Genomic DNA, 18,487 nt, shown 5'->3' on the forward strand with positions numbered 1-18,487 from the left:
AGATCAAATTCCTTTTTTTGAACAAACTTGTCCGGCAGCCTCTCCCACATCAATAACAACGAAATTACCGCTAGAAAGTTTCACCGCCATGAAAGGCTCAAATCCGACATACGCACCATATGAGTTTTTTGAGTTTACAAGGCCACAAGTCGCTTTATCTTTGCCGATCCTCACATTTTTAAATTTTGCACTGTCTGCATCTTTCAACCGATCTGCCATCGCTATTTTCAGTGCCGCTAGGTCATCATTTGATGCCGGGGTGCCAGCGGCGAAGGCGAGCGAAAAAACAGCGCACTGGGCAAAAACTCCCAAGCCAATCTTCCTGATCACGGTAGACTCCTCACGAAAATGACTACCATATCAAGAAGACGATCAAGGCGCCTGGTTAGTAAGACTTTCTCCCAGTCAACGCCATCCTCAGCTTGTCGGCCACATTCGAAGCACTTGGTTTCTCCTTCACGCCCTGCTTCTTCCCGCTGCCGAACGGGTTAGTCATCTGAGTCCATTCAATCCTGGCATCCATGGCCATGAATAGCTCAGGCAGCGGCGTACACCAGGCCACATCCGGCGCCCATCCCAGCCACCCGGTGGCGATCCCATACAGCCGGTCGACGTAGCTGCCATCCTCGACAGCGCTTACGCCGTCCCGGCTTGGTCGTTTCCCGGGTCACCGCCTCGCGGATTGTAGAGAGCGCCAAGGTAGTTGGTGACTACCGGTGTCAGCCCGGCCACGCCTTCCTGCCAGACCTTCTCGGGCAGCGCTTCGGCAGCCTTCCCTTCCAGACCTGCGCCAGCAGCGATGATGAAGGCCACCGCATCTACGCCGACTGCATGCAGGGCTGCGGATGCACCGCGCAGGCCGCCGAAGCGGCTTTCGATAGCACGAACTGCTTTTAGGGTGGGCTGGAGAGTGTACTCTTCATCGCCCAGTTTGATGGTCACGGTCCCGTGTAGAGTTTTGCTCACAGAGGCCCCCTATCAGGCAGCGGCGGCGGCCGGAATTTCCAGCACGTCGGAGTTGATGCCCATGGTGATGTTGCGGCGCACCACGTTGTCAGCAGCACCTGGTGCAACGGTGTTATTCATCACCTTGACCCGCATGTAGAAGGTGGTCGGGTTGATAACTGGCGTTGCGGTCGGGTCACCGTCATTCAGGGTGATCTTAACGTTGTAGTCCCCCTTGCTGCGGTCCTTGTGCGCGGTCTTGACTGCACGCTGGCCGGCGTCACCGCTGTCCAGGCCGACAGTAACGGTCAGGTCGCCAGCGTCAGCAGTGCCCTTGTACTTGCGCACGCGGCCGTCTTTCAGCGAGGTGAAGGTCACGTTGCTGAAGGTGTCACCGAACTCGCCCAGGTCCTCGATCTCACCCACTTCTACGTAGGTATCGGCCTTGTATTCAGTTTCCGTGTCCGCGCCGGTCTTGCCACCGATAAAGAGGCGGCAGCCAGCGGCTGTGTTGAGGTTGTCTTCGGCCATGGGGGTTCCTCCAAAGGCACATTGGATAAAGCCGCAGCGCGGCCGGTGGTTGAATCAGTGGGTGGTGATGACGCGAACCGTGATCGAGCCCTGGTAGGTAACGCCGTCAGCATCCCGCTGGGCGTCCGACTGGATGACGCGTACCGATACAGCGCGGCCAACCTCCAGCGGCAGCGGGCGCTCATCCAGGGCGGCGATCACCTCGCCGTTGATGCGCTTCACTTCGGCCTGGCCTACAGCATCAGACCAGACGGATAGGTACAGCAGGCGCTGCTCGCGCTTGCGCCCGGAGATCGGGCTTTCGTTGAACGAGACCTCGCGGTCAATCGACACGTAGGGCATATCGGCGTTCATCGGCGCACCGTCGTAGATCGGGCAACTGACCTCGGCGAGGAGCCTGGCAAACAGCGCCTCTTGCAGGGCAACAGAGGGATCAGCCATTGCCTACCCCCTGGCTTGCCTTGCGGAGCGTTCGACGCACCGCCGTCTCGATATCAGCCATGACGTACTCGCGGTTTACGTCGATGGACGGGCGTAGCCAGGGATGCGCCGGCCTGGCCGGAATATCCGGGTATTTGCCGAAGAAGTGTTCGCCATCGCTCTTGTTGGTTGCGCGGCGGTTCCGGCTCCCTGCGCGCTTGCCGCCGATGTAGCCCTTGGTTCCGTACTCGATGAAGCGCAGGTAGAAGAACTTTCGATTGTCGCGCTTTCCTCGAATGCCGATCTGCGCATCCAGCCCGCTGGGCGCGACGTAGATCTTCAGCGCGGCGGCCGCTGCTCCCGTGTCCTTGGGCATCAGCTGTTGCTGGGTGGCCAGAACCCGCTCAGCGGCTTGGCGCATCGCCGGGGCCAACTCGTTGTCCATCGTCTTGTGGATGTTGCGCAGCGTCCGCCGGAGGCGGATGTCGCCGCGCATTTTCGAGCGGCGCGCCATGACCTACTCCTTGGCTGGTTCGGCCTTTGCTGGCTTGACGGCCTTGTCGACCACGGCCTCAGCGTAGCCTCGAGCAATCAGGCCTTCGCCCTGCTCCTTGGTCACCTCGAACTCTTCGCCCTTCTCGCGCTCACCAGATGCGCCCGTCAGCGGGCCCAGTGCACGAATTTTCATGGTTCACCTCATGGGTTGGGGACGCTGGAGCACAGCAGCCGCAGCATGTCCCGTTCGTTGTTGAGCAATGCGGCCTCGACCTTGTAGGTGATGCCGGTGCGCTTTTCGGTGACCCGCCAGCCGGCGGCGATATCCTTTCGCGGCCGGATGCGGATCTCGGCGGTGACAGTCGCCTGCAGCTGCTCCGCCACGGGCATGACCCGTCCGGTGGGCATCGTGACCTCGGCCCACACCTCAGCTGTCGCCGGCCAGGTCTCCTTGAAGCCGCCGGTGCTGTTCTGCTCACGCACGACCTGGGCCAGAATGCAGCGGTGCCTCATTGGTCCGGCTCTCATCAGAATCGCTTCCTGTACCAGAGCAGGCGGTCAACAGCGAGCGGCACGGAAGTGAGCCCGCCCGCGGCCACTGCCTCCCGGTTGGCGTACCAATGCCCCACCAGCAGCAAGATGGCCTGCTGCACGTCCCCGGTGAGCCCCATCTGCTCTGGCTCAATGGGTTCGCCCTCGACCAGCTTCCGGTCGCAGTGCTGCTCGACGTGCGCCTTGGCGGCTTCGATGTAGCCGCCAATCAACGGGTCTTCATCGTCACCGTCGACGCGCAGGTGCAGCTTCACGGTGGCTAGGTCGACCATTTACTTGGCCTCGTCAGCTGCTTTGTCAGCAGCGGCCTTGTCCTCCTTCGGCGCTGCGGGCTTGGTTTCTTTCGGCTTCGGCACGCGAGGCTTGCCATTGGCGTCGAGCTCCACCGCCAGGCCCTTGCCAATGAGGGTGTGTGCGTACTCGTCGTTCGCATCGTCGAACACCTGCCCCGCGACGACTTTGTTCGTGTCGGAGCCCAGCAGCGCGCCCTGGCCGACAAATCCCCACTCGATCTTGATTTTCATGATGCCTCCAAAAACAAAGAGGCCGGCGATCTGCCGGCCAGCGGGTGAGGATTACTTGGCAGCTGGGAAGCGGCCCTTGACCAGCGCTTCGCGGCGGCGAACACCGAGGCCCAGCCGCTCCTCGACCAGCAGCGCCCGCTCGTTGCGGATGAATTGATCGTTGATCAGGCCCATCTTGAACAGGAAGGTGAGGCGATCGAACAGGGTGACGGATCGGGCGAAGTTCGCGACCAGGAACTCACCGCCGGTGTCGGTGCCCCCTTCGTCCATGCTGTCGGAGGTGATCACTGGACGCCCCCACAGAACCGGGGTCACGAGACCCTGAAGGTTGGCGAACAGGTAGCGGTTCTCGCCGTCCTTCTGCAGCTCGATGTTCATCCAGTCCAGCTCGGTCATAACCGCGCCGTCTGCGGACATCTTCGACTGCTTGCGCACCTGATAGATGGCACGGCGCACCAGGTCGATCGACGTGTCGCCAGCCTTGTTCAAGGCTACGTCATAGCTGGTTGCCTGGGTCATCAGGCCGTTGAGGTTGTCGCCGGTGCCGTCGCCCTTGAGGATCTGCGTTTCTTCTTCCAGTTTCAGGTCGTAGCGCAGCAGCTGCTGGATGTAGGCGAGCATCTGCGGAACGTCATCGAGAGCTTCGTCGGTGACCGGCATCCATACCGCCAGTTTTTTCACGCGATCGGTGATGCGCTCGAAGGTCACGTTGCTGGTGGGCTTGAGACCGCCCTCCGCCACCGGCGCGGCGCCCTTGGTGTGCAACAGCTCACGGAAGTAGGTGTACTCCTGCGCCGACACAGGGATGACGGTCAGAAGGTCGCGGATGCGCAGTTCCTGACGAATACCTGGTTGGATCACAGGATCGTAGACAGGCGGCACGATGCCGGCGCTGGTAACCTTCATCTCCTTCATGCTGGCCATGTCGGACTTGGTCACTTCGAGCTGGGCCTGGGCGGCGTTCTTCTGGTTCAGGGCCTTGTAACCATCATCGCCCTTGATCATGTCGATGAAGCTTTTGCCCTCGCCGGGCTGGCCACGCAGCTTGACGCCCTTCTGCTCCAGGTCCACGACCTGGTCGATGACCTTCTGCAACTCGCCCTTCTGGTCTTCGATCTGCTTCTTCAGGTCGCCGGTAACCTTGTTGCCCTTCTCGACCTCCTCCATGGCCGCGTCGTACTTCTTCTGCAGGCCCTCGAAGCCGCTCTTCAGTTGCAGCTCGATGGTATCTTTCAGCTCTTTCACTTCGCTCATTGCGATGCTCCAAAATGGTGGGTGAACAGGGTGGAAATTTCTTTCAGCTCATCCACGATCGCCGTGGCCTCGCTTCCGCCATCACGGCGCAGCGCGGTGTAGCCGAGCGAAGCGACTGCCGCCGCTTCCTTCTGCGAGAGGCCCATGCGTTCGCGCAGCGCCTTCTCGAAAAGCCTGATGTCCGACTTGACGCTGAGCACCTGCGCCTCGGGGTTCATGCCGAACGGGACGAAGGAGGCCTCCCACAGTTCGGCCTCCTTGATGAGGCGTACACGCCGGCCGGCGCGCTCCTCGAAATCTGCCTTGATGGTGTTGAAGCCGATCGACATGCTGTCGAGGATGTCGGCCTTCATCAGCTCATAGGCATCGCGGGCATAGCTCACATTGAGATTGACCTGGCCCTTGAGCAGCAGCCCATGGTCGTCCTGGGCGTAATCGGCGGCGCCGACCAGGCGGGTCAGGTCGTGGTACAGGGCCAGCTTGAGCTTGCCTGCACGGGTCGCTTTCACACGGGTGAAGGCCCCAGGCAGGATCACGTCGTCGCCCAGATCCACGTTGTTGAACACGGCGGCGTAAGCTTCGAAGTTGCCCGCGTCGTCAACCGACTTGAGTTCGATTGGAACCTCAAGAGTCGCCATTTTTCTGAACCTCCCACCGGGTGACCCGGTTGTATTCGTCGCCTTCCAAGAGAGGCAGATTTTCCTTGGCGCGGGCTTCGTTGATGGTCATCCAGCCAGAGCCGCCTGAACCGCCGAGCGCTGCCCCCAGGTACGTGGCACGGCCTGCGCTATCAGCGCGCAGCAGCCCCTCGACCACGAACTCGACGAAGCGTGTGGTGCTGCCAAACAGCTTGCTGTTCAGCTCGTCTTCAATGGTGTCGATGTAGGGCTTGAGGCCGAAGGTGATGAACCCGATGAGCTGCTGCTCAAGGTTCGAGCCCATGATCGAGGTCTTGCCCGCACGGTTGGCCAGCCACAGCGGAACGCCGTAGATACCCGCCAGGGCTTCTTCCTGGAACTGCTGGGACTCGATGAACTGTGCGTCTTTCTGGCTGATCCCTGCCGGCACGATCTTCGGGCCGCCCTGCAGAATGGCCATCTTGCCGATGTCATCGGTGTCGGCCTTGCGTACGTCGGGGAATCGCTTGAGCACCTGCGCCTGCTGCTGGTCGGTCAGGAAGCCGTCGTAGATGACATAGCCGCCGGTGAAGCCGCCCTTCCTCATGAACCGCGCCGACCACTGCTGGCCGGCCTTGGCCAGGCCCATGGTTTCGGCCTGGTACTCCAAGGGCGAGAGGCCGACCACACCGTCAAGGCTGAACAGCTTGAAGTGCAGCATGTACTCCGGCGAGACGGGGAACGGGTCTCCTTCCGAAGGCGTCACGGTGTACAGCAGATCCTCCTCGGTATCGATCTGCACTGTCCGGCCATCGAGCGGAACCAGGCCGATGATGTCGCCCTTGCCGTTGCGCTCGATCAGGGCAAAGGCATTGCCGCGAAGGGCCATGTTCACGACCACGAACTTGAGGAAGTTCAGCATCGTCATGTACGGGTTGGGCTTGCGAAGCAGCTTGAGCATCCGGTCGCTGCCGCTGATCAACTCCCGCCCGCCACCCTTGTCGTCGTAGAGCTTGAGCGGCAGACCGCTCAGCGACTCGGAAAGGATCTTGACGCAGGACCAGACCATGCTGATCGAGAGCGCGTTCTTTGTCGTGATCCGAACGCCAGCCTTGGTCCGTTTGCCACCCACCTCGAGGTCGGCTTCCACGTAGTCCCCAGTAACGGGGTCGGTGTAACCGAAAAAGCCCCAGGTCGAGGGTTTGTACCATTTGAATCTCATGGTCAGCCTATGAGGTCGAAGAAGCCGTTGTTGAGGTAGTTGTCCATGCCGCCCTTCGCCTCAGGGTTGAGCGCCATCAGCGTCACAGCGTTGAACAGCGCCATCAGCGGGTCGATCTTTGCCGAGCCGCTGGCCTGCTTGGTGATCAGGATCGAGTTGCCCCGTGGCTCGACGCGGGCGTTGCCGCAGCACCAGGCCATGAGCGGCTGGCCACCGTGCAGCAGCGTCCCCTCGGCCAGCTTGCGCTCGGCAGTCTTGATCGCCCCGCCCAGGCGCCAGCCCTGTGAAACACCGTCGATCTTGTCGCGCGGTATGCCGACCGCCTCGAGTGCATCGAGAATGGCGCCGACGCCCGCCGGGTCTAGACCGACTTTGTCCAGCAGGCCGGCCTGCTCCACTCGCGCCACAAGCTGGGCCACGTCCTCGATGTCGTCACCGATACGCTGCACCAGGGTCAGGTGCCCGTCCTTGGCGAAGTCGCGGATCCGCGGCGCCTCGGACTTGCGCCGCTCCAGAACGGAGGGGTGAGCCCAGGCGTGGGTCCACGTCAGCCAGCGGCGCGTGCCAGTCTCCCGGCCGATGGCAGCCAGGCCCAGCAGGTCGTCAAGACCGCCGCCGTCGACGCCGATGTCGATCACCTCGCAGCGCTCGAGCAGATCGTCCAACGTACGGCAGAGCTCGGACGCTTGCTGCTCCCAGAAGTCCGCCCCGGCCCACCTGTCCGATAGCAGGGCCAGGCCGATCTCGACGTTGAGGTGCTTGGCCAGGAAGCCCCGGAACGACTCCTCTCCGTCGAGTTGAGCCTGCGCATAGCCGCGCTCGATGAACGGCTCGTCTACCGAAAGCCCCAGGTTCGGGTTGGTGATGTAGGCGTTGGAGAAATCCCGGTGGGCACCGGCATCGAGCATCGCCTTGGGGAACTCGTACAGCACGGGCAGAAACGACTTGTCGATGATCTCCCCATCCCGAACCTTCCGGGCGTACATCAGCTTCTGGCGGAACACGCCGGCCGGCGGCGCATCGGACTGGGTGGTGGCCCAGATGATGAATCCCTCTGGCCGAGAGGCCAGGCCACCAGTGGCCTCGCGTAGCATGGCCTCGGCGTTGGCCCGCTTGCCGAACACCCACAGCTCGTCAACGAACACGCCGATGGCTTTCTTGCCCGACACCGTCTCGCTGTCCGCCGCAACCACCTTGAGGGTGGCGTTAGTCTGACGGTGCGTCACGGTGCGCAGGTGATCCTGCACCTTGAGCAAGGCCTTGAGCTCTTCGTCAGCACCCACCATGTCCCGGATCGGGAGGTAGGAGTTATCCGCGATCTCCTTGGTCGGCGCCAAGATGATGAACTCACCCGACGCCCGCCAGTTAAGGATCAGTGCGGTGAGCATGATGCCGGCGGCGATGGTCGACTTGCCGTTCTTCTTGCTGATCAGCAGCATGAACTCGCTGACCAGGCGCCGGCCTGAATCCGGGTCATAGGCGCCGAAGATCGCAGCCACGAACTGGTTGACCCAGTCGCGCACGGTTTCGCACATCAACGGGCTGCCGGTGGCGTCCACCATGCGCAGCGCGCCGAACACGTCCAGGGCTTCCTCAGCCTCGGTCGGGAACAGCGGCTCGAACGGAATCAGGCTCCGGCGGGCAACTATGCGCTGCTCCCAGTCTGGGCAGGCGGTTGACCACTCCATCATTTCACCGACTGCAGCGGGCCGCGGCGGGTGCCGAACTTGCCGGTAGCTGCCTTATCGGCGTTGGCCTGGGCCTGATCCTTCTTGCCGCTCTCGCCTTTGCGCGGGTGAACGAAAGGCATCAGGGCCTTGGCGGCATCTACGCGAAGCTTCGCTTCCGTGCCCATGTCGTTCATCACCGAGAGGAGGAAGTCCTTCGGGTCACGGTGGAGCAGCGCCTGGGCCAGGTCGAAGCCGGCACGCTCCGGCTCTGCTTGCTCCTCGGATTCCGGTGCCCCTTCCGGGCCCGGCTCAGCCTCTTTGGCAGCCTTGGCGGCGGGCCTGGCTTTAACATCCGGTTTAACATCGCCTTTAACATCTGGAGGCATCAGCCCCAGGGCACGCAGCTTCATCAGTTCGGCAGCGACGTCCTTGTCCTTGACCAGCCGAGAGCCCGCCGCAGACGCTGTCTTCTCGGAATAGCCGGCCGCCACGGCAGCGTCTCGATTGGACGCACCTTCCCTCAGCGCAGCGATGAAAGCGCGCTTGCGGGATGTTAAAGCCATTTAACAAAAATCCTGTGGGGGAAAAAAATCTGTACGTGGGGTCGGTGGCGGTCTAGCTAAGCGAGAATCCCTATCATTTGACCACCCCCTACCCCGAAGCACGTCATTGGCGTGCCTCGAAGGCCGTTTTCGAGGATTCGCGCGAGCTAGGCGCCTCAGCCACCCAGGCCGGCTGCCTCTTCGGCCTGCTTGACCCTACGACTGGGTGGACCAGATCTACCCTTCCTGGGCGAGAACACATCCTCATGCCGCCAACCGGCTTTGAGTCGATATTCAATGGCGGCGCGCGAGATGCTGAGGTGCCTGCTCCATTCACTGAGACACATCGTCTTGCCGTGCGCCGTGTAGCGGCGGTCAGACTTGAGCTGGTGTGTCCTTGTCATCTTGGGGAGGCCGCGCTTCTGGTTGCAGCGAGCGCAGCTCGCCACCAGATTATCTGGCCGGTTGTCATCGGTTCGGTCGTTGAGGTGATCGACATGCATGTCATCCCAAGTCACCTGGGCTGAGCACCAGTGACATGCAAATGGGCCATCACCATGATGAGCGTGATACACGATGCGGTGTTCATAGACGCGGTTGCTTTGCCGGCGCAGCGGATGATCTGGCGAGTGCGCCAGCTTGTAACCGTAGGCGTTGGTCAGCAGCCCCGACTTGACCCTGCTCACCTGATCGGTCGTGCCTGTCCGGCGTTGTCGCGTGTAGTGCTTCTCGCACATCCTCGCCCCTTTACGGTTGGCCACAGCGAGGCAGCCAGGTACACAGCACAAGGCTGCCTGGGTTGCTTTGGGCATACAGGCCTCTATCGAAGGAGGGTTTGGTTCTCTTCTTTCTGCTTGACCGAAGAGTGGCAGTGGGTGCACAGGGACACCCACAGGCTCTGGTCCCAGAAGATCTGCTGATCACCACGGTGAGGCACGCTATGGTCCACCACCGTGGCCGCGTTGGTGCGACCTTGCCGAGCGCAGTACACGCAGAGAGGGTTATCGAGCAAGTAGCGTTCTCGCGCCTTCTGCCACTTGTAGCCGTAACCACGCTGAGAGCTGGTCATGCCGCTACGCCAGCTGCCTGGAGCGACCACCTTGACCCGTGAGCCAGCGCTCTCCTTGATGCGGGAGCCAAGCGTCTTGAGCCTGGCCATCACTCACCATCCAGGCGAACGTATTCGCCGTCACAGTTGAACTCGACAACCAGACGCGTGACCTGCCCAGCCTCCTGAATGAGGTGGACCTTGGTCTGTCCTGCCAGCACCTCGCCACTGAAAGCGTCGTGAAGGCACACATGCATGCCCTCGCGCTTCACGATCAACGGGCGCGACGACAACAGATACTTGAGGCGGGATTGCTCGGCGCTCTTCATCAATCAACCCTCACGATCTTGGCGACATTCCCCTTGGCCCGGCACACCAGGATGGCAGCCAGCAGGTAGAACGCGATGTTGAACCAGGACGCGTCGGCGAAGTCGTCATGCAGTACCATGCGGCCGATCAGGCTCACGCACTGCATGCCCGTGATAGCGCACGCGGCCCAGGCCATCAGCGAGATACCCAGCTTGTAGCGGGCATCGGGGTAGGGCCGGTAGCGCAGCCCAATCATCACGAAGATGACGGCACACAGCGCGGCTTGGATAACGGCAACCATTCAACCCTCCTTCCTGGCTCGCAGGCGGAAGACCCATTGCAGCCAGCGCGGCATCTGGCCGGTCTGCATCCACTCCAGCAAGCCGGAGAACGTGACCACACACAGGACGCCGCAAGTGAACGCAGCAAAGCCCGCCGTCTGCGTCCAGGCTCGCCCCATCAGCTCAGCAGCACCGAGGTAGCCACCGATCCAGCCAGCAAGCAGGTAGCCAATGCGGCGAAGCATGCCGATGTCTCTGGCATACACGACGTAGAAGAAAGCCCCGCCGAACGCGCCCACCAGGGTGGCCAGGTCCAGCTGAGGAAAGAAAGCGCCCAGGCCAACGCTGGCAAGTACGCCGGTCACTGCAAGGGCGCCGGTGCTTGGCTCGGCCATAGGTGATGCTCCAGATACGAAAAAGCCCCAGCGAATGCCGAGGCTTGGAATAAGTTGCGGAGGGCCGGTGCTTACCCGGCTTGGTGGTCTGGCTCGCTGGGTCACGTACCCCAGACTCTCATCGCGTAGCCGATCAGGGAGCGCACGGCTTTGATCGACGCCACTACCGACTTAGCCCAGCTGCCTGAGCGTGTCATCCGCATAAAAAAGCCCACACAGGGCGGGCAAGGGGAGCAACGCAGAAAATGGTTAAATCTGGTGACTGTAGAAGAGAGAGTACGACTCAATGCCGTCGTTCGGCTGCTTGATACCAGCGTTGGAGTAGTGAATCGCTCGGATGCCTACTTTCTGTGTCTCGCCAATCTTGAGACCCGCACCAATACGGTCTTCGAAGTTGAAAGCAGAGCCAAAATCCTGATCGCCTGCCGAAGTGCCTGAGAACACGGCCACGCCGATACCCGCCTCGATGAAGGGCTTCACATTCCCACTGCCGAACTCATAGACGAACACAGGAGCGAAGGACAGCGAGTGAGCCCCACCTGAAGCATCGCCTGCTTCCCAGTAGGTGTAGCCAGCATCCCAATAACCGGTGAGACGGCCAGTACTGGATTCAAACCAGCTTTTGTCCCAGTTAAAGCCAATGCCGACGCGCGCTGTAAGACCACCTTGGCCTGTCGCGCCAAGCGCTCCGGATAGCTCAGCCGCTCCGGCGGACGCAGCGAAAAGGGAAAGCGCCACAACGGCGAGAACGTTTTTCATACTCACGGTCTTCCATATTATTGAGTAGCAACCTATCAGAATCATAGCGCTATCAAATCGTTCCCTCATACAAGAAAAATGCTTTTTCTGGAGGGCTACCTGAATCGAAGCCCCTCAAAAACACAAAACCCCGACACGATGGCCGGGGTTTGTCTGTGTCGCGTAACGTTGCAAGCTGGACACGCTGCTATGAAAACAGGTGTTTATCCGCCCGCATAGATCTTTTTACGCAGCTTCTCGAATTTCTTCGAGGGCGCAGTCGATCCATGCAACGCCCGCCTTGATGATCTCCCGCGCCTTGCGCTCTGACATTCCCGCCTCCCGGCCAACCCGCATGGCCGGGTGCTTCGAACCGTAGTAAGCCCATACGAAATCACCCATCTGCTGGTTGCGCTTCGTCAGCCTGGCCACGGCGCCGTCGATGATCAGCGCCAGGTCGTCTGTGATGACATACTGCCGAGCACCACCCTCGCTGGGTACGTTGTCGCGCATGAGCGCATAGAGTGGCGACACGTATCGTGGCACCCCCATCTCACTCATTCGCCACCAGCCCCACTGCTCGAGCATGTACTCGGTATCACCCAGCGCCTTGTCCACGTAGGTTCGTTTCTTCATGCAGCCCTCCGGGGCGTTGGGTCAGTGTCCAGGCCGAACAGTTCGCGCAGCAGCTTGTCAGCGTGTTTGTTCCTGGCGTTGCCTTCGGTGATCCAGCCCTTGGCGAACTGCTCGAACCCCACGTTGGCGCGCGCAGCGTGCCAGTCGGCCACGATGTCCATCAGCGCGGCCGAAGCGATCCGGCCATTGTTCTGCTCCAGCAGCATGCGGTTGCCAACCTTGAGGAACTTGCACTCCACGGCGGTCAGGCTTTTGCGCGGCAGTGCCGCAGTAACGTTGCTCATCGAACCATCTCCAATTCCTCGTCCACCACCCGCACGCACTCGTCGAATACCTCCTTCGGCACCCGCGCGTTCAACTCACGCAGGATGGCCTTGTCGCGGGCCTGCCAAGCCGGACAGTTGCGACGGGCTTCGACTCGCAACGCCTTCATGTGCTGCATCAGGCGCTGACGGTCGCGATTGATGTGCTTCAGCGCCGCCTTGGCTCGGTGGTACCAGTTCGCGTCGGCGTACTGCCCTTCCGTTACAGCTTTGGCCTTGGCCTGCCCGATCTGGCACTCCAGGCGGATGGCATCGCGGCACAACACTTCCTCCAGCACCTCGCACTCGGCCAGGGTGGCGGGCAGCTCAGCAGGCCCGCGCGGGGCGCAGATGGACGCAGGGGTATTGCCAGTGGCAACAGGCTGCCCGGCGCCAGCACACTTGGTCACGATCACCGAGACGACCGGGGTTGCAGGTTTGCCAGCGCCAGCGCGTGGCCACAGATCAGAAAGTTTCATGCTGAGCTCCTTTGGTGCGGTGACGGCCGGCAAATGTCCTGCCCATTTCGACTTCTTCGTTGCTTGGCTGGTACCCGACCAGTTCGGCAAACCTGTGATAGGCGCCCTGGTGCTGCACGCGGCAGATACCGGTTTCACCATGGCGGTTCTTGTCCACGATCAACTCGGTGACACCCGACTGCCCCTCTTCTGACTCAGGGTCACGGTGGACCAGCACCACCACGTCGGCGTCGGCCTCGATCTGGCCAGAGTCACGCAGATCGCTCTTCGTGGGGCGCTTGTTCGCCCGGTTGTTTGGGCCGCGGTTCAACTGCGCCAGCACCATCACGGGCACTCCCAGTTCCTTGGCCAGCCGCTTGATCGACTTGCTGATGTCGGTGACCTGCTCATATCGACTGGCCGACTTACTCTCGCCGTTGACCAGGCCGATGTAGTCCAGCGTGACGGAGCCCAGGCCATGCTCGCGCTTGACCGTGCGGCAGATCTGACGGATATCGCGCATCGTCAGGGAGGCGTCATCACAGAAGATCAGCGGAGCGCCATCGAGCTTGCTCACAGCCGCCGTCAGGCCTGGCCAGTCGCTGTCGGCCATCGAATGTCCTTCGGTGATGTGCTTCAACTGCACGCTACCCACTGAGGCCAGCGACCGGTTTGTCAGCTCCACATCCGTCATCTCAAGGCTGAACACCAGCGACGTGGACTTGGCCACCAACGCCACCCGCTCTGCGATACCTAGGCCCAGGGTGGTCTTGCCGCTACCCGGGGCGCCAGCGATGACGACCATGTGCCCGGCGCAGATGCCGGGAATGAACTTGTCGAGCGATGGCAGCCCGGTATCGAACCCCAGCACCACCTCGCGGTTGAATCTCCGGTCAACCCCGTCGATCGCTTCGGGCAGGATCTCGCCCACGAAGCGGTAGCGCTTGCGAGAATCCAGCCCTTCCGCCTCAAGCGCGATCCAGGCCTGCTGACCCTGCGCCAGAACCTCGTCCAGTGGCTCGCCATCCTTCAGCCGCTCCGACATGATGTGGGCGGCGGCTATCACCCGGCGGGCAACTGAACGCTGCTTCACGATCCGGGCGTACTCGGTGAAGTTCGCCACGCTGGGCGTGTTGTGAGCGATGTGAGCAGCCACTGCCAGCGTGCCACGGCCGTCTGCCAAGGTCGGCCTGGCATCTGACAGGGTTACCACGTCGATCTGCCGCCCCTTCGCCTTGAGCGCCAGCAGTAGCTCGAACAGCTCGGCACAGTCGGTCTGGTAGAAATCCCCGACCTCAAGCTTCACGTCGTCAATGAGCGCTGGCTGGTGGATCATGGCGCCGATCAGGGCGTGCTCCGACTCAGGGCTGTGCAACCGTGACACATCCTTTGTGCAAGCCACGTAATCTTGGTTGATCATGCTACCCCTCCAACACGCGCCGACGACCAGGTGAATGGCGCCAGCAGGCCGCCGTTCTCACGCAGACGGTCCATGGCCCGCGGCCCGATGTACTTCGGCAGCTGCTCGCGCTCCTGGTTGCTGATCAGGACCGTCGGGCGAACAAGCTGATAACGCCGGTCGATAACCTCATGCAGCAGGCTGGGCATGAAGTCCTTGCCATCGCGGGGCGTGTGCATACCCACCTCGTCGATCACCAGCAAGTCGACAGCGGCCAACTCAGCCAGCAGGTCGGACTTCGACGGCCCTACGTTGCTACGGAAGCTGTCCGTCACGGCCTGCATGATTGCCTCGGCAGTCACAATCAGGCCCTTGGCGCCGTATTCCCGAACAACGTGCTGCAGGATGGCGCATGACAAGTGAGTTTTCCCGTTCCCGACCTCGCCCAGTAGCATGAGTGCGCGGCCAGCCCGGTAGTGGCCTTCGAACTCCTCGGCGTAGCGCCGGCAAATAGACTGGGCGCGGACTTTGGCCGATTCAGCGTTGGTGATGAAGCTGTCGAACGTGCAGCCCCGGAAGCGCGGCGTTATGCCGGTGGCGAACAGGTCACGGTTGAGCTCGTCGGCTTCCTTTTCGACATACGCAGCGTCCCGCACGCCCGCCTCGCACTGAAGGTTCAGGGATTCCCAGCGGCAACGCGGACACTCGGTAGCCTTCCACCCGCCATCAAACTGCTCAACCTGCTTCGTTTCGTACTGGCCATGCCCAGGCGCTTCGCATTTGGCAATGCCGGTTGCGCGCTCGCCTGGGGCTGGCCTGAATTTAGATGAGGTCATCAGGGTACATCTCCTGGTGGTGGGCAGGCACTTGCAGCACTGCGCTTGCGGTGGTCTGTGATCCAGCTCGAGCAGGGATGGCGCTGTCAGGGAAGAGCCCTGTCCACCCCTTGCCAATCGACAACTTGATCACGGCATCGGGGTTTGGGTGGTTGGCCAGATCCTCGGCCTGCTGCTTACAGCTTGTTGCGGTCAGCGGCTTGCGGATTTCTTTACGGTGCTGGCACCAGTCGGCCCAGGTCTCAACCGATACGTTCTCAGGCTTTGCGCTCAGAGGATCAAACTTGGCTGACTTCTCCCCAGCAGGCTTGCCTGCACGTTTCTTTGGTTTATTGACGGATAACTGACGGATAGATGACGGATTGGGTGCAGCTGGTGCACCCCGTTCTGTCGTCATTTGCACCCCGTTCTGTTGTGAGCTGCACCCCGTGGCGTCTTCATTTGCACCCCGTTCGGCATCCTCGTCATCGCGGGGTGCAACTGGTGCACCCCGATTTTCAACCATGTCGTAAACCACCGGGCGCCGGTCATAGCGATCAATGTACGCAGCAGCTATCGCCTGGTTCCCGCGCTGGATAACCCCAGCGGCCTCCAGGGCGTCCAGCTTGTAACGGATGGTGCGCTCGGATAGCCCGGTGTCATCAGACAGGCTCGAAGCTGATGGAAACGCCCCACGTCCGTTCTTGTCGGCGTAGTTGGCCAGGCACAGAAGCACATGCCGGCACGTGGGATCGGTGACCACGCGCTGCTCGAGCGCCCAGGTCATGGATTGGATGCTCACAACTCCAGCTCCTCACAAATGCGGCGCACGTACTGGTCGTACGACTCCTCAAAAATCCAGCCATGCTTCTCAAGAAAAGCCCGCTGCTGTTTTGCCCACTCGTAGAACTGCCAGCGGGCGCCCTCTGGGAACAGCTTGAACACATCGCAGCACGGCCATCCACTCGGCACGATCAATGCTCCAGCGCGCTGCTGGATCGACTGGTCGGGTTTTAGGGTCGGGGTCATTGAAGGGTCTCCGATGAGGGACCGGTGCTACCCGTTACCGGATCGATCTGAACGAGCTTGACGTCGGCGAAGGGTGAGCCTGGGCCGAACAGATCAGGCAGGTCTTCCTTGGGCGCCGTCCTCAGCCAGTTGGATACGGCGGCAAAGCACGCTTCGAACAGAGGTCCGCCCTCTCCCCAGCGGTCAGAGGAACGGTCAGCGCTGTTCTCCAGGCGCTCGACGTAGATCAGGTCCGCCAGACCCCGGTCGAGATCGCGGACATCCAAGCCATGCCGGTGAACTGGGTTGATGCTAAGGAGATCGAGAAGGGTGCAGAGGCCAATCTTCTCGAATGCCTCGCCGCGATCATGCAGAAGCATGCTGCCGATGCCGGCCAGCAAGTTATCGACCTGGTCAAGCTCGCCACGTCGATGGTCCTTCGCGCGCTGCTTGAGCTCCGCGATCTGCATCGGGGCGCCGGGCATTTCAACTTCGAAGATGCCGGCTTGACGGCTGAAAGCCCGGCGCTCAGCCCAAATTTCTTTACGGTGCTGCCCAGCATTGCGAGCTACGTGCTGGATCAGGATGAACTTCACCTTTTCAGAAACATCCGGCTTGGCACAGATCTCTGCCATCTTGCGGACTTTCGCAGCGTTCAGTTTCAGCATGGTTGTTCTCCAGCAGCGCCGAACAGTTCGGCCAGGTCAATTTGGTAGACAGCCGCCCAGGCGGCCGCAGGCCAGGAGCGAACCCAGCCGAATCGAGGGTCTTGGACTTTCGGGGCGGACACCCCATGGATGTCACACCAGTTCTTGAGCGGACGGAAACCCTGGCCACCGAAGCTTCGGTGGGCGGCCTTTTCAACCGCCGTCACGGTGGCGTGCTGGCAACCACGACCCAGCTCGTTCTCCAGGTGCATGACCTTGCGGACAGCAGCTGATGCAGTGGCCATGGCGGTGGCTTCTCGCCGACTGCCGATCTCCGCCTTGGTGGCGATCGCATGGTCACGCTGCTCCAACGCCAGCTGCTCAGAACGCTTCGTGGCCAGCAGGTGCTCCAAGGCCGTGATGTAGTCGCCAGGGAGAGCAGGTGCTGGTGCCGGCCTGAAGTAGTTGCTGACCAGTTGGCGCTGGACCGTCCAAGCCAGATCGTCGGTTAGCGACTTGACCAGCATCAGATAGCCCTGCTCGGTCAGGACGATCAAACCGCGATTCGGCACGTCGAAACCTAAACCGCGAATTTCGCTGTTTTCAGATCGAGCGATGACGTAGTAGTCACTACCGACAATGAGCCGGTCACGGTGCTCGCGGAAATTGCGACCAGCAGTGTCATCCGGCCGCTCATGCACCTGGTCGATCATCGCCAGGGTGACTACGCGCTGGCCGCGATACTCGACGACGGGCAGCTGAGTGTTGTGGATGGTGACCTGGTTCATGCCGAACCTCCCGCGCCACGTTTTGCAACAGCAGGGTTTTGTGGCGCGGCGGTTGCTTGGTCGATGCGCTTCTCCAGGGTCTCCCGCTGATCATCCAGCGCGTTATGCCAGTCATCGGCGTTATAAATAGCCAGATTCGCCAAATTGGCGCCGTGCTTATCGCCGGACGTATTGAGGCGGTCCTCAAGCACGTGCAGGACGCTGCGCAGCCAGTCGATCTGGCACATGGCGCACTGGACCTGGAAGGTAGCGTCCTGGGCAATGGTCTCAAGCTGGTCAGCGCTCATGCAGCACCTCCCTGCCCCGGAGCGACACCGGCATGGGCGCTGTACACCAAGGCGAGCGCTGCGTCGGCGGCGAAGTAGATCAAGGTGGCTTGGTTGGAAACGGTCGGTTCAGTCATCAAGTCGCGGAGACCAGCAAGAACCGCTTCCAAGCGATCAGTGGCTGCATCCAAGGATTCGTGAAGTGGAACACCCGCCACCGCCTCAAAGACTTCGCTGGCGCCACTGGAAGCGAAAGGATGGGCTATCGTTGTGGGCTGATTAGTCATTGCTCACCTCGGCAGCCGTTGCGCGGGCAACGCTCTTCTCTACCGACCAAACCAGCGCGCTGACGGTCTCCCCCAGGAAGCTGAGCGCTGCCATGCCATCGCAATAGGCCATTTCGCCCATGTTCAGGCTGTCGTGCATGTGCTGGCAGATCTGTCTCAGGCCAGAAGACAGTGTGCGAGCTGCACGCAGTGCGTCCTCGGCGTTTGTACCGGCCGCGACGGTGAGCAGGTTCAAGCCCCGATTATCAATCGGCGTATCCAAGAAGCCGGTCTCGACGGTGAGGATGGGTTGCGCCGGTGATGGCGTGGTGGTATTTTCTGATTTCATTTTGGTTTTC

At 61.4% G+C, this 18,487-nt stretch carries 32 protein-coding genes; all 32 read right to left on the reverse strand.

Going from position 1 to position 18,487, the window contains the following annotated elements; all coding sequences use genetic code 11:
* Nucleotides 1-3: 3 nt before the first annotated feature.
* Nucleotides 4-330, reverse strand: coding sequence for a hypothetical protein (locus tag EGJ22_RS08050; RefSeq protein WP_125920177.1), 327 nt, complete (start codon nucleotides 328-330; stop codon nucleotides 4-6).
* A gap of 306 nt (nucleotides 331-636) precedes the next feature.
* On the reverse strand, nucleotides 637-966 hold the full coding sequence (locus EGJ22_RS08055) for a hypothetical protein (RefSeq protein WP_029885590.1): 330 nt from the start codon (nucleotides 964-966) through the stop codon (nucleotides 637-639).
* Nucleotides 967-978: 12 nt separating this feature from the next.
* Entirely contained in the window at nucleotides 979-1,476 is a 498-nt protein-coding gene (locus EGJ22_RS08060) for a hypothetical protein (protein WP_029885589.1), read from the reverse strand.
* Between the two features lie 54 nt (nucleotides 1,477-1,530).
* On the reverse strand, nucleotides 1,531-1,917 hold the full coding sequence (locus EGJ22_RS08065; protein ID WP_029885588.1) for a DUF3168 domain-containing protein: 387 nt from the start codon (nucleotides 1,915-1,917) through the stop codon (nucleotides 1,531-1,533).
* Nucleotides 1,910-2,410 (reverse strand): HK97 gp10 family phage protein, encoded by a 501-nt coding sequence (locus EGJ22_RS08070; protein ID WP_029885587.1) that lies wholly within the window; start codon nucleotides 2,408-2,410, stop codon nucleotides 1,910-1,912. Before EGJ22_RS08070 ends, EGJ22_RS08065 begins: the two co-directional genes overlap by 8 nt.
* 3 nt (nucleotides 2,411-2,413) lie before the next feature.
* Complete coding sequence (locus EGJ22_RS26095) at nucleotides 2,414-2,584, reverse strand: hypothetical protein (protein WP_009681825.1); 171 nt, start codon at nucleotides 2,582-2,584, stop codon at nucleotides 2,414-2,416.
* An 8-nt stretch (nucleotides 2,585-2,592) separates the two neighbouring features.
* Nucleotides 2,593-2,919 carry a phage head closure protein gene (locus tag EGJ22_RS08075; protein ID WP_029885586.1) on the reverse strand — a complete coding sequence of 109 codons (327 nt, stop codon included), beginning with the start codon at nucleotides 2,917-2,919 and terminating at the stop codon, nucleotides 2,593-2,595.
* Complete coding sequence (locus EGJ22_RS08080) at nucleotides 2,919-3,215, reverse strand: head-tail connector protein (RefSeq protein ID WP_029885585.1); 297 nt, start codon at nucleotides 3,213-3,215, stop codon at nucleotides 2,919-2,921. Before EGJ22_RS08080 ends, EGJ22_RS08075 begins: the two co-directional genes overlap by 1 nt.
* Nucleotides 3,216-3,467: a hypothetical protein gene (locus EGJ22_RS08085; protein WP_033744421.1), complete on the reverse strand. Its 252-nt coding sequence runs from the start codon at nucleotides 3,465-3,467 to the stop codon at nucleotides 3,216-3,218. It lies immediately after the preceding gene.
* Nucleotides 3,468-3,518: 51 nt separating this feature from the next.
* Nucleotides 3,519-4,721, reverse strand: coding sequence for a phage major capsid protein (locus EGJ22_RS08090; protein ID WP_029885583.1), 1,203 nt, complete (start codon nucleotides 4,719-4,721; stop codon nucleotides 3,519-3,521).
* Nucleotides 4,718-5,359 carry an HK97 family phage prohead protease gene (locus EGJ22_RS08095; RefSeq protein ID WP_029885582.1) on the reverse strand — a complete coding sequence of 214 codons (642 nt, stop codon included), beginning with the start codon at nucleotides 5,357-5,359 and terminating at the stop codon, nucleotides 4,718-4,720. Before EGJ22_RS08095 ends, EGJ22_RS08090 begins: the two co-directional genes overlap by 4 nt.
* A complete protein-coding gene (locus tag EGJ22_RS08100) occupies nucleotides 5,346-6,560 on the reverse strand; it encodes a phage portal protein (RefSeq protein WP_029885581.1) in 1,215 nt (404 codons plus the stop codon). The genes EGJ22_RS08095 and EGJ22_RS08100 overlap by 14 nt, the downstream gene beginning before the upstream one ends.
* 2 nt (nucleotides 6,561-6,562) lie before the next feature.
* Nucleotides 6,563-8,248: a terminase large subunit gene (locus EGJ22_RS08105; protein WP_029885580.1), complete on the reverse strand. Its 1,686-nt coding sequence runs from the start codon at nucleotides 8,246-8,248 to the stop codon at nucleotides 6,563-6,565.
* Complete coding sequence (locus EGJ22_RS08110; RefSeq protein WP_029885579.1) at nucleotides 8,248-8,793, reverse strand: terminase; 546 nt, start codon at nucleotides 8,791-8,793, stop codon at nucleotides 8,248-8,250. Before EGJ22_RS08110 ends, EGJ22_RS08105 begins: the two co-directional genes overlap by 1 nt.
* Before the next feature lie 155 nt (nucleotides 8,794-8,948).
* Nucleotides 8,949-9,584, reverse strand: coding sequence for an HNH endonuclease (locus tag EGJ22_RS08115; RefSeq protein WP_029885578.1), 636 nt, complete (start codon nucleotides 9,582-9,584; stop codon nucleotides 8,949-8,951).
* 8 nt (nucleotides 9,585-9,592) lie between these two features.
* Nucleotides 9,593-9,931 carry an HNH endonuclease gene (locus EGJ22_RS08120; protein WP_029885577.1) on the reverse strand — a complete coding sequence of 113 codons (339 nt, stop codon included), beginning with the start codon at nucleotides 9,929-9,931 and terminating at the stop codon, nucleotides 9,593-9,595.
* Nucleotides 9,931-10,149, reverse strand: a complete 219-nt coding sequence (locus tag EGJ22_RS08125; RefSeq protein WP_029885576.1) for a hypothetical protein — start codon at nucleotides 10,147-10,149, stop codon at nucleotides 9,931-9,933. Before EGJ22_RS08125 ends, EGJ22_RS08120 begins: the two co-directional genes overlap by 1 nt.
* Nucleotides 10,149-10,430, reverse strand: coding sequence for a phage holin family protein (locus tag EGJ22_RS08130; RefSeq protein WP_017147910.1), 282 nt, complete (start codon nucleotides 10,428-10,430; stop codon nucleotides 10,149-10,151). The genes EGJ22_RS08125 and EGJ22_RS08130 overlap by 1 nt, the downstream gene beginning before the upstream one ends.
* Entirely contained in the window at nucleotides 10,431-10,805 is a 375-nt protein-coding gene (locus EGJ22_RS08135) for a putative holin (RefSeq protein WP_029885575.1), read from the reverse strand.
* 249 nt (nucleotides 10,806-11,054) lie between these two features.
* Nucleotides 11,055-11,564 carry an acyloxyacyl hydrolase gene (locus tag EGJ22_RS08140; protein WP_012313238.1) on the reverse strand — a complete coding sequence of 170 codons (510 nt, stop codon included), beginning with the start codon at nucleotides 11,562-11,564 and terminating at the stop codon, nucleotides 11,055-11,057.
* A 225-nt stretch (nucleotides 11,565-11,789) separates the two neighbouring features.
* Nucleotides 11,790-12,179 carry an antiterminator Q family protein gene (locus EGJ22_RS08145; RefSeq protein ID WP_024717999.1) on the reverse strand — a complete coding sequence of 130 codons (390 nt, stop codon included), beginning with the start codon at nucleotides 12,177-12,179 and terminating at the stop codon, nucleotides 11,790-11,792.
* Nucleotides 12,176-12,463 carry a hypothetical protein gene (locus EGJ22_RS08150; RefSeq protein WP_024717998.1) on the reverse strand — a complete coding sequence of 96 codons (288 nt, stop codon included), beginning with the start codon at nucleotides 12,461-12,463 and terminating at the stop codon, nucleotides 12,176-12,178. Before EGJ22_RS08150 ends, EGJ22_RS08145 begins: the two co-directional genes overlap by 4 nt.
* Nucleotides 12,460-12,960, reverse strand: a complete 501-nt coding sequence (locus EGJ22_RS08155; protein ID WP_029885940.1) for a hypothetical protein — start codon at nucleotides 12,958-12,960, stop codon at nucleotides 12,460-12,462. Before EGJ22_RS08155 ends, EGJ22_RS08150 begins: the two co-directional genes overlap by 4 nt.
* The gene (locus EGJ22_RS08160) at nucleotides 12,947-14,359 is read right to left on the reverse strand and encodes a DnaB-like helicase C-terminal domain-containing protein (protein WP_029885939.1); all 1,413 of its coding nucleotides are present in this window, start codon (nucleotides 14,357-14,359) and stop codon (nucleotides 12,947-12,949) included. The genes EGJ22_RS08155 and EGJ22_RS08160 overlap by 14 nt, the downstream gene beginning before the upstream one ends.
* Nucleotides 14,356-15,174 (reverse strand): ATP-binding protein, encoded by an 819-nt coding sequence (locus tag EGJ22_RS08165; protein WP_064590896.1) that lies wholly within the window; start codon nucleotides 15,172-15,174, stop codon nucleotides 14,356-14,358. The genes EGJ22_RS08160 and EGJ22_RS08165 overlap by 4 nt, the downstream gene beginning before the upstream one ends.
* The gene (locus EGJ22_RS08170) at nucleotides 15,161-15,955 is read right to left on the reverse strand and encodes a helix-turn-helix domain-containing protein (protein ID WP_064590898.1); all 795 of its coding nucleotides are present in this window, start codon (nucleotides 15,953-15,955) and stop codon (nucleotides 15,161-15,163) included. The genes EGJ22_RS08165 and EGJ22_RS08170 overlap by 14 nt, the downstream gene beginning before the upstream one ends.
* On the reverse strand, nucleotides 15,952-16,182 hold the full coding sequence (locus EGJ22_RS08175; RefSeq protein WP_064590900.1) for a hypothetical protein: 231 nt from the start codon (nucleotides 16,180-16,182) through the stop codon (nucleotides 15,952-15,954). The genes EGJ22_RS08170 and EGJ22_RS08175 overlap by 4 nt, the downstream gene beginning before the upstream one ends.
* Nucleotides 16,179-16,829 (reverse strand): hypothetical protein, encoded by a 651-nt coding sequence (locus EGJ22_RS08180; protein ID WP_064590902.1) that lies wholly within the window; start codon nucleotides 16,827-16,829, stop codon nucleotides 16,179-16,181. Before EGJ22_RS08180 ends, EGJ22_RS08175 begins: the two co-directional genes overlap by 4 nt.
* The gene (locus EGJ22_RS08185; protein ID WP_064590904.1) at nucleotides 16,823-17,596 is read right to left on the reverse strand and encodes an ORF6N domain-containing protein; all 774 of its coding nucleotides are present in this window, start codon (nucleotides 17,594-17,596) and stop codon (nucleotides 16,823-16,825) included. Before EGJ22_RS08185 ends, EGJ22_RS08180 begins: the two co-directional genes overlap by 7 nt.
* On the reverse strand, nucleotides 17,593-17,883 hold the full coding sequence (locus EGJ22_RS08190; protein ID WP_029885932.1) for a hypothetical protein: 291 nt from the start codon (nucleotides 17,881-17,883) through the stop codon (nucleotides 17,593-17,595). Before EGJ22_RS08190 ends, EGJ22_RS08185 begins: the two co-directional genes overlap by 4 nt.
* Nucleotides 17,880-18,149, reverse strand: coding sequence for a hypothetical protein (locus EGJ22_RS08195; RefSeq protein WP_033744516.1), 270 nt, complete (start codon nucleotides 18,147-18,149; stop codon nucleotides 17,880-17,882). Before EGJ22_RS08195 ends, EGJ22_RS08190 begins: the two co-directional genes overlap by 4 nt.
* Nucleotides 18,142-18,477, reverse strand: a complete 336-nt coding sequence (locus EGJ22_RS08200; protein WP_029885930.1) for a hypothetical protein — start codon at nucleotides 18,475-18,477, stop codon at nucleotides 18,142-18,144. Before EGJ22_RS08200 ends, EGJ22_RS08195 begins: the two co-directional genes overlap by 8 nt.
* Between the last annotated feature and the right edge of the window lie 10 nt (nucleotides 18,478-18,487).

Source organism: Pseudomonas sp. p99-361 (assembly GCF_003935475.1).
In the GTDB taxonomy this organism is placed as follows: Bacteria; Pseudomonadota; Gammaproteobacteria; order Pseudomonadales; family Pseudomonadaceae; genus Aquipseudomonas; species Aquipseudomonas juntendi.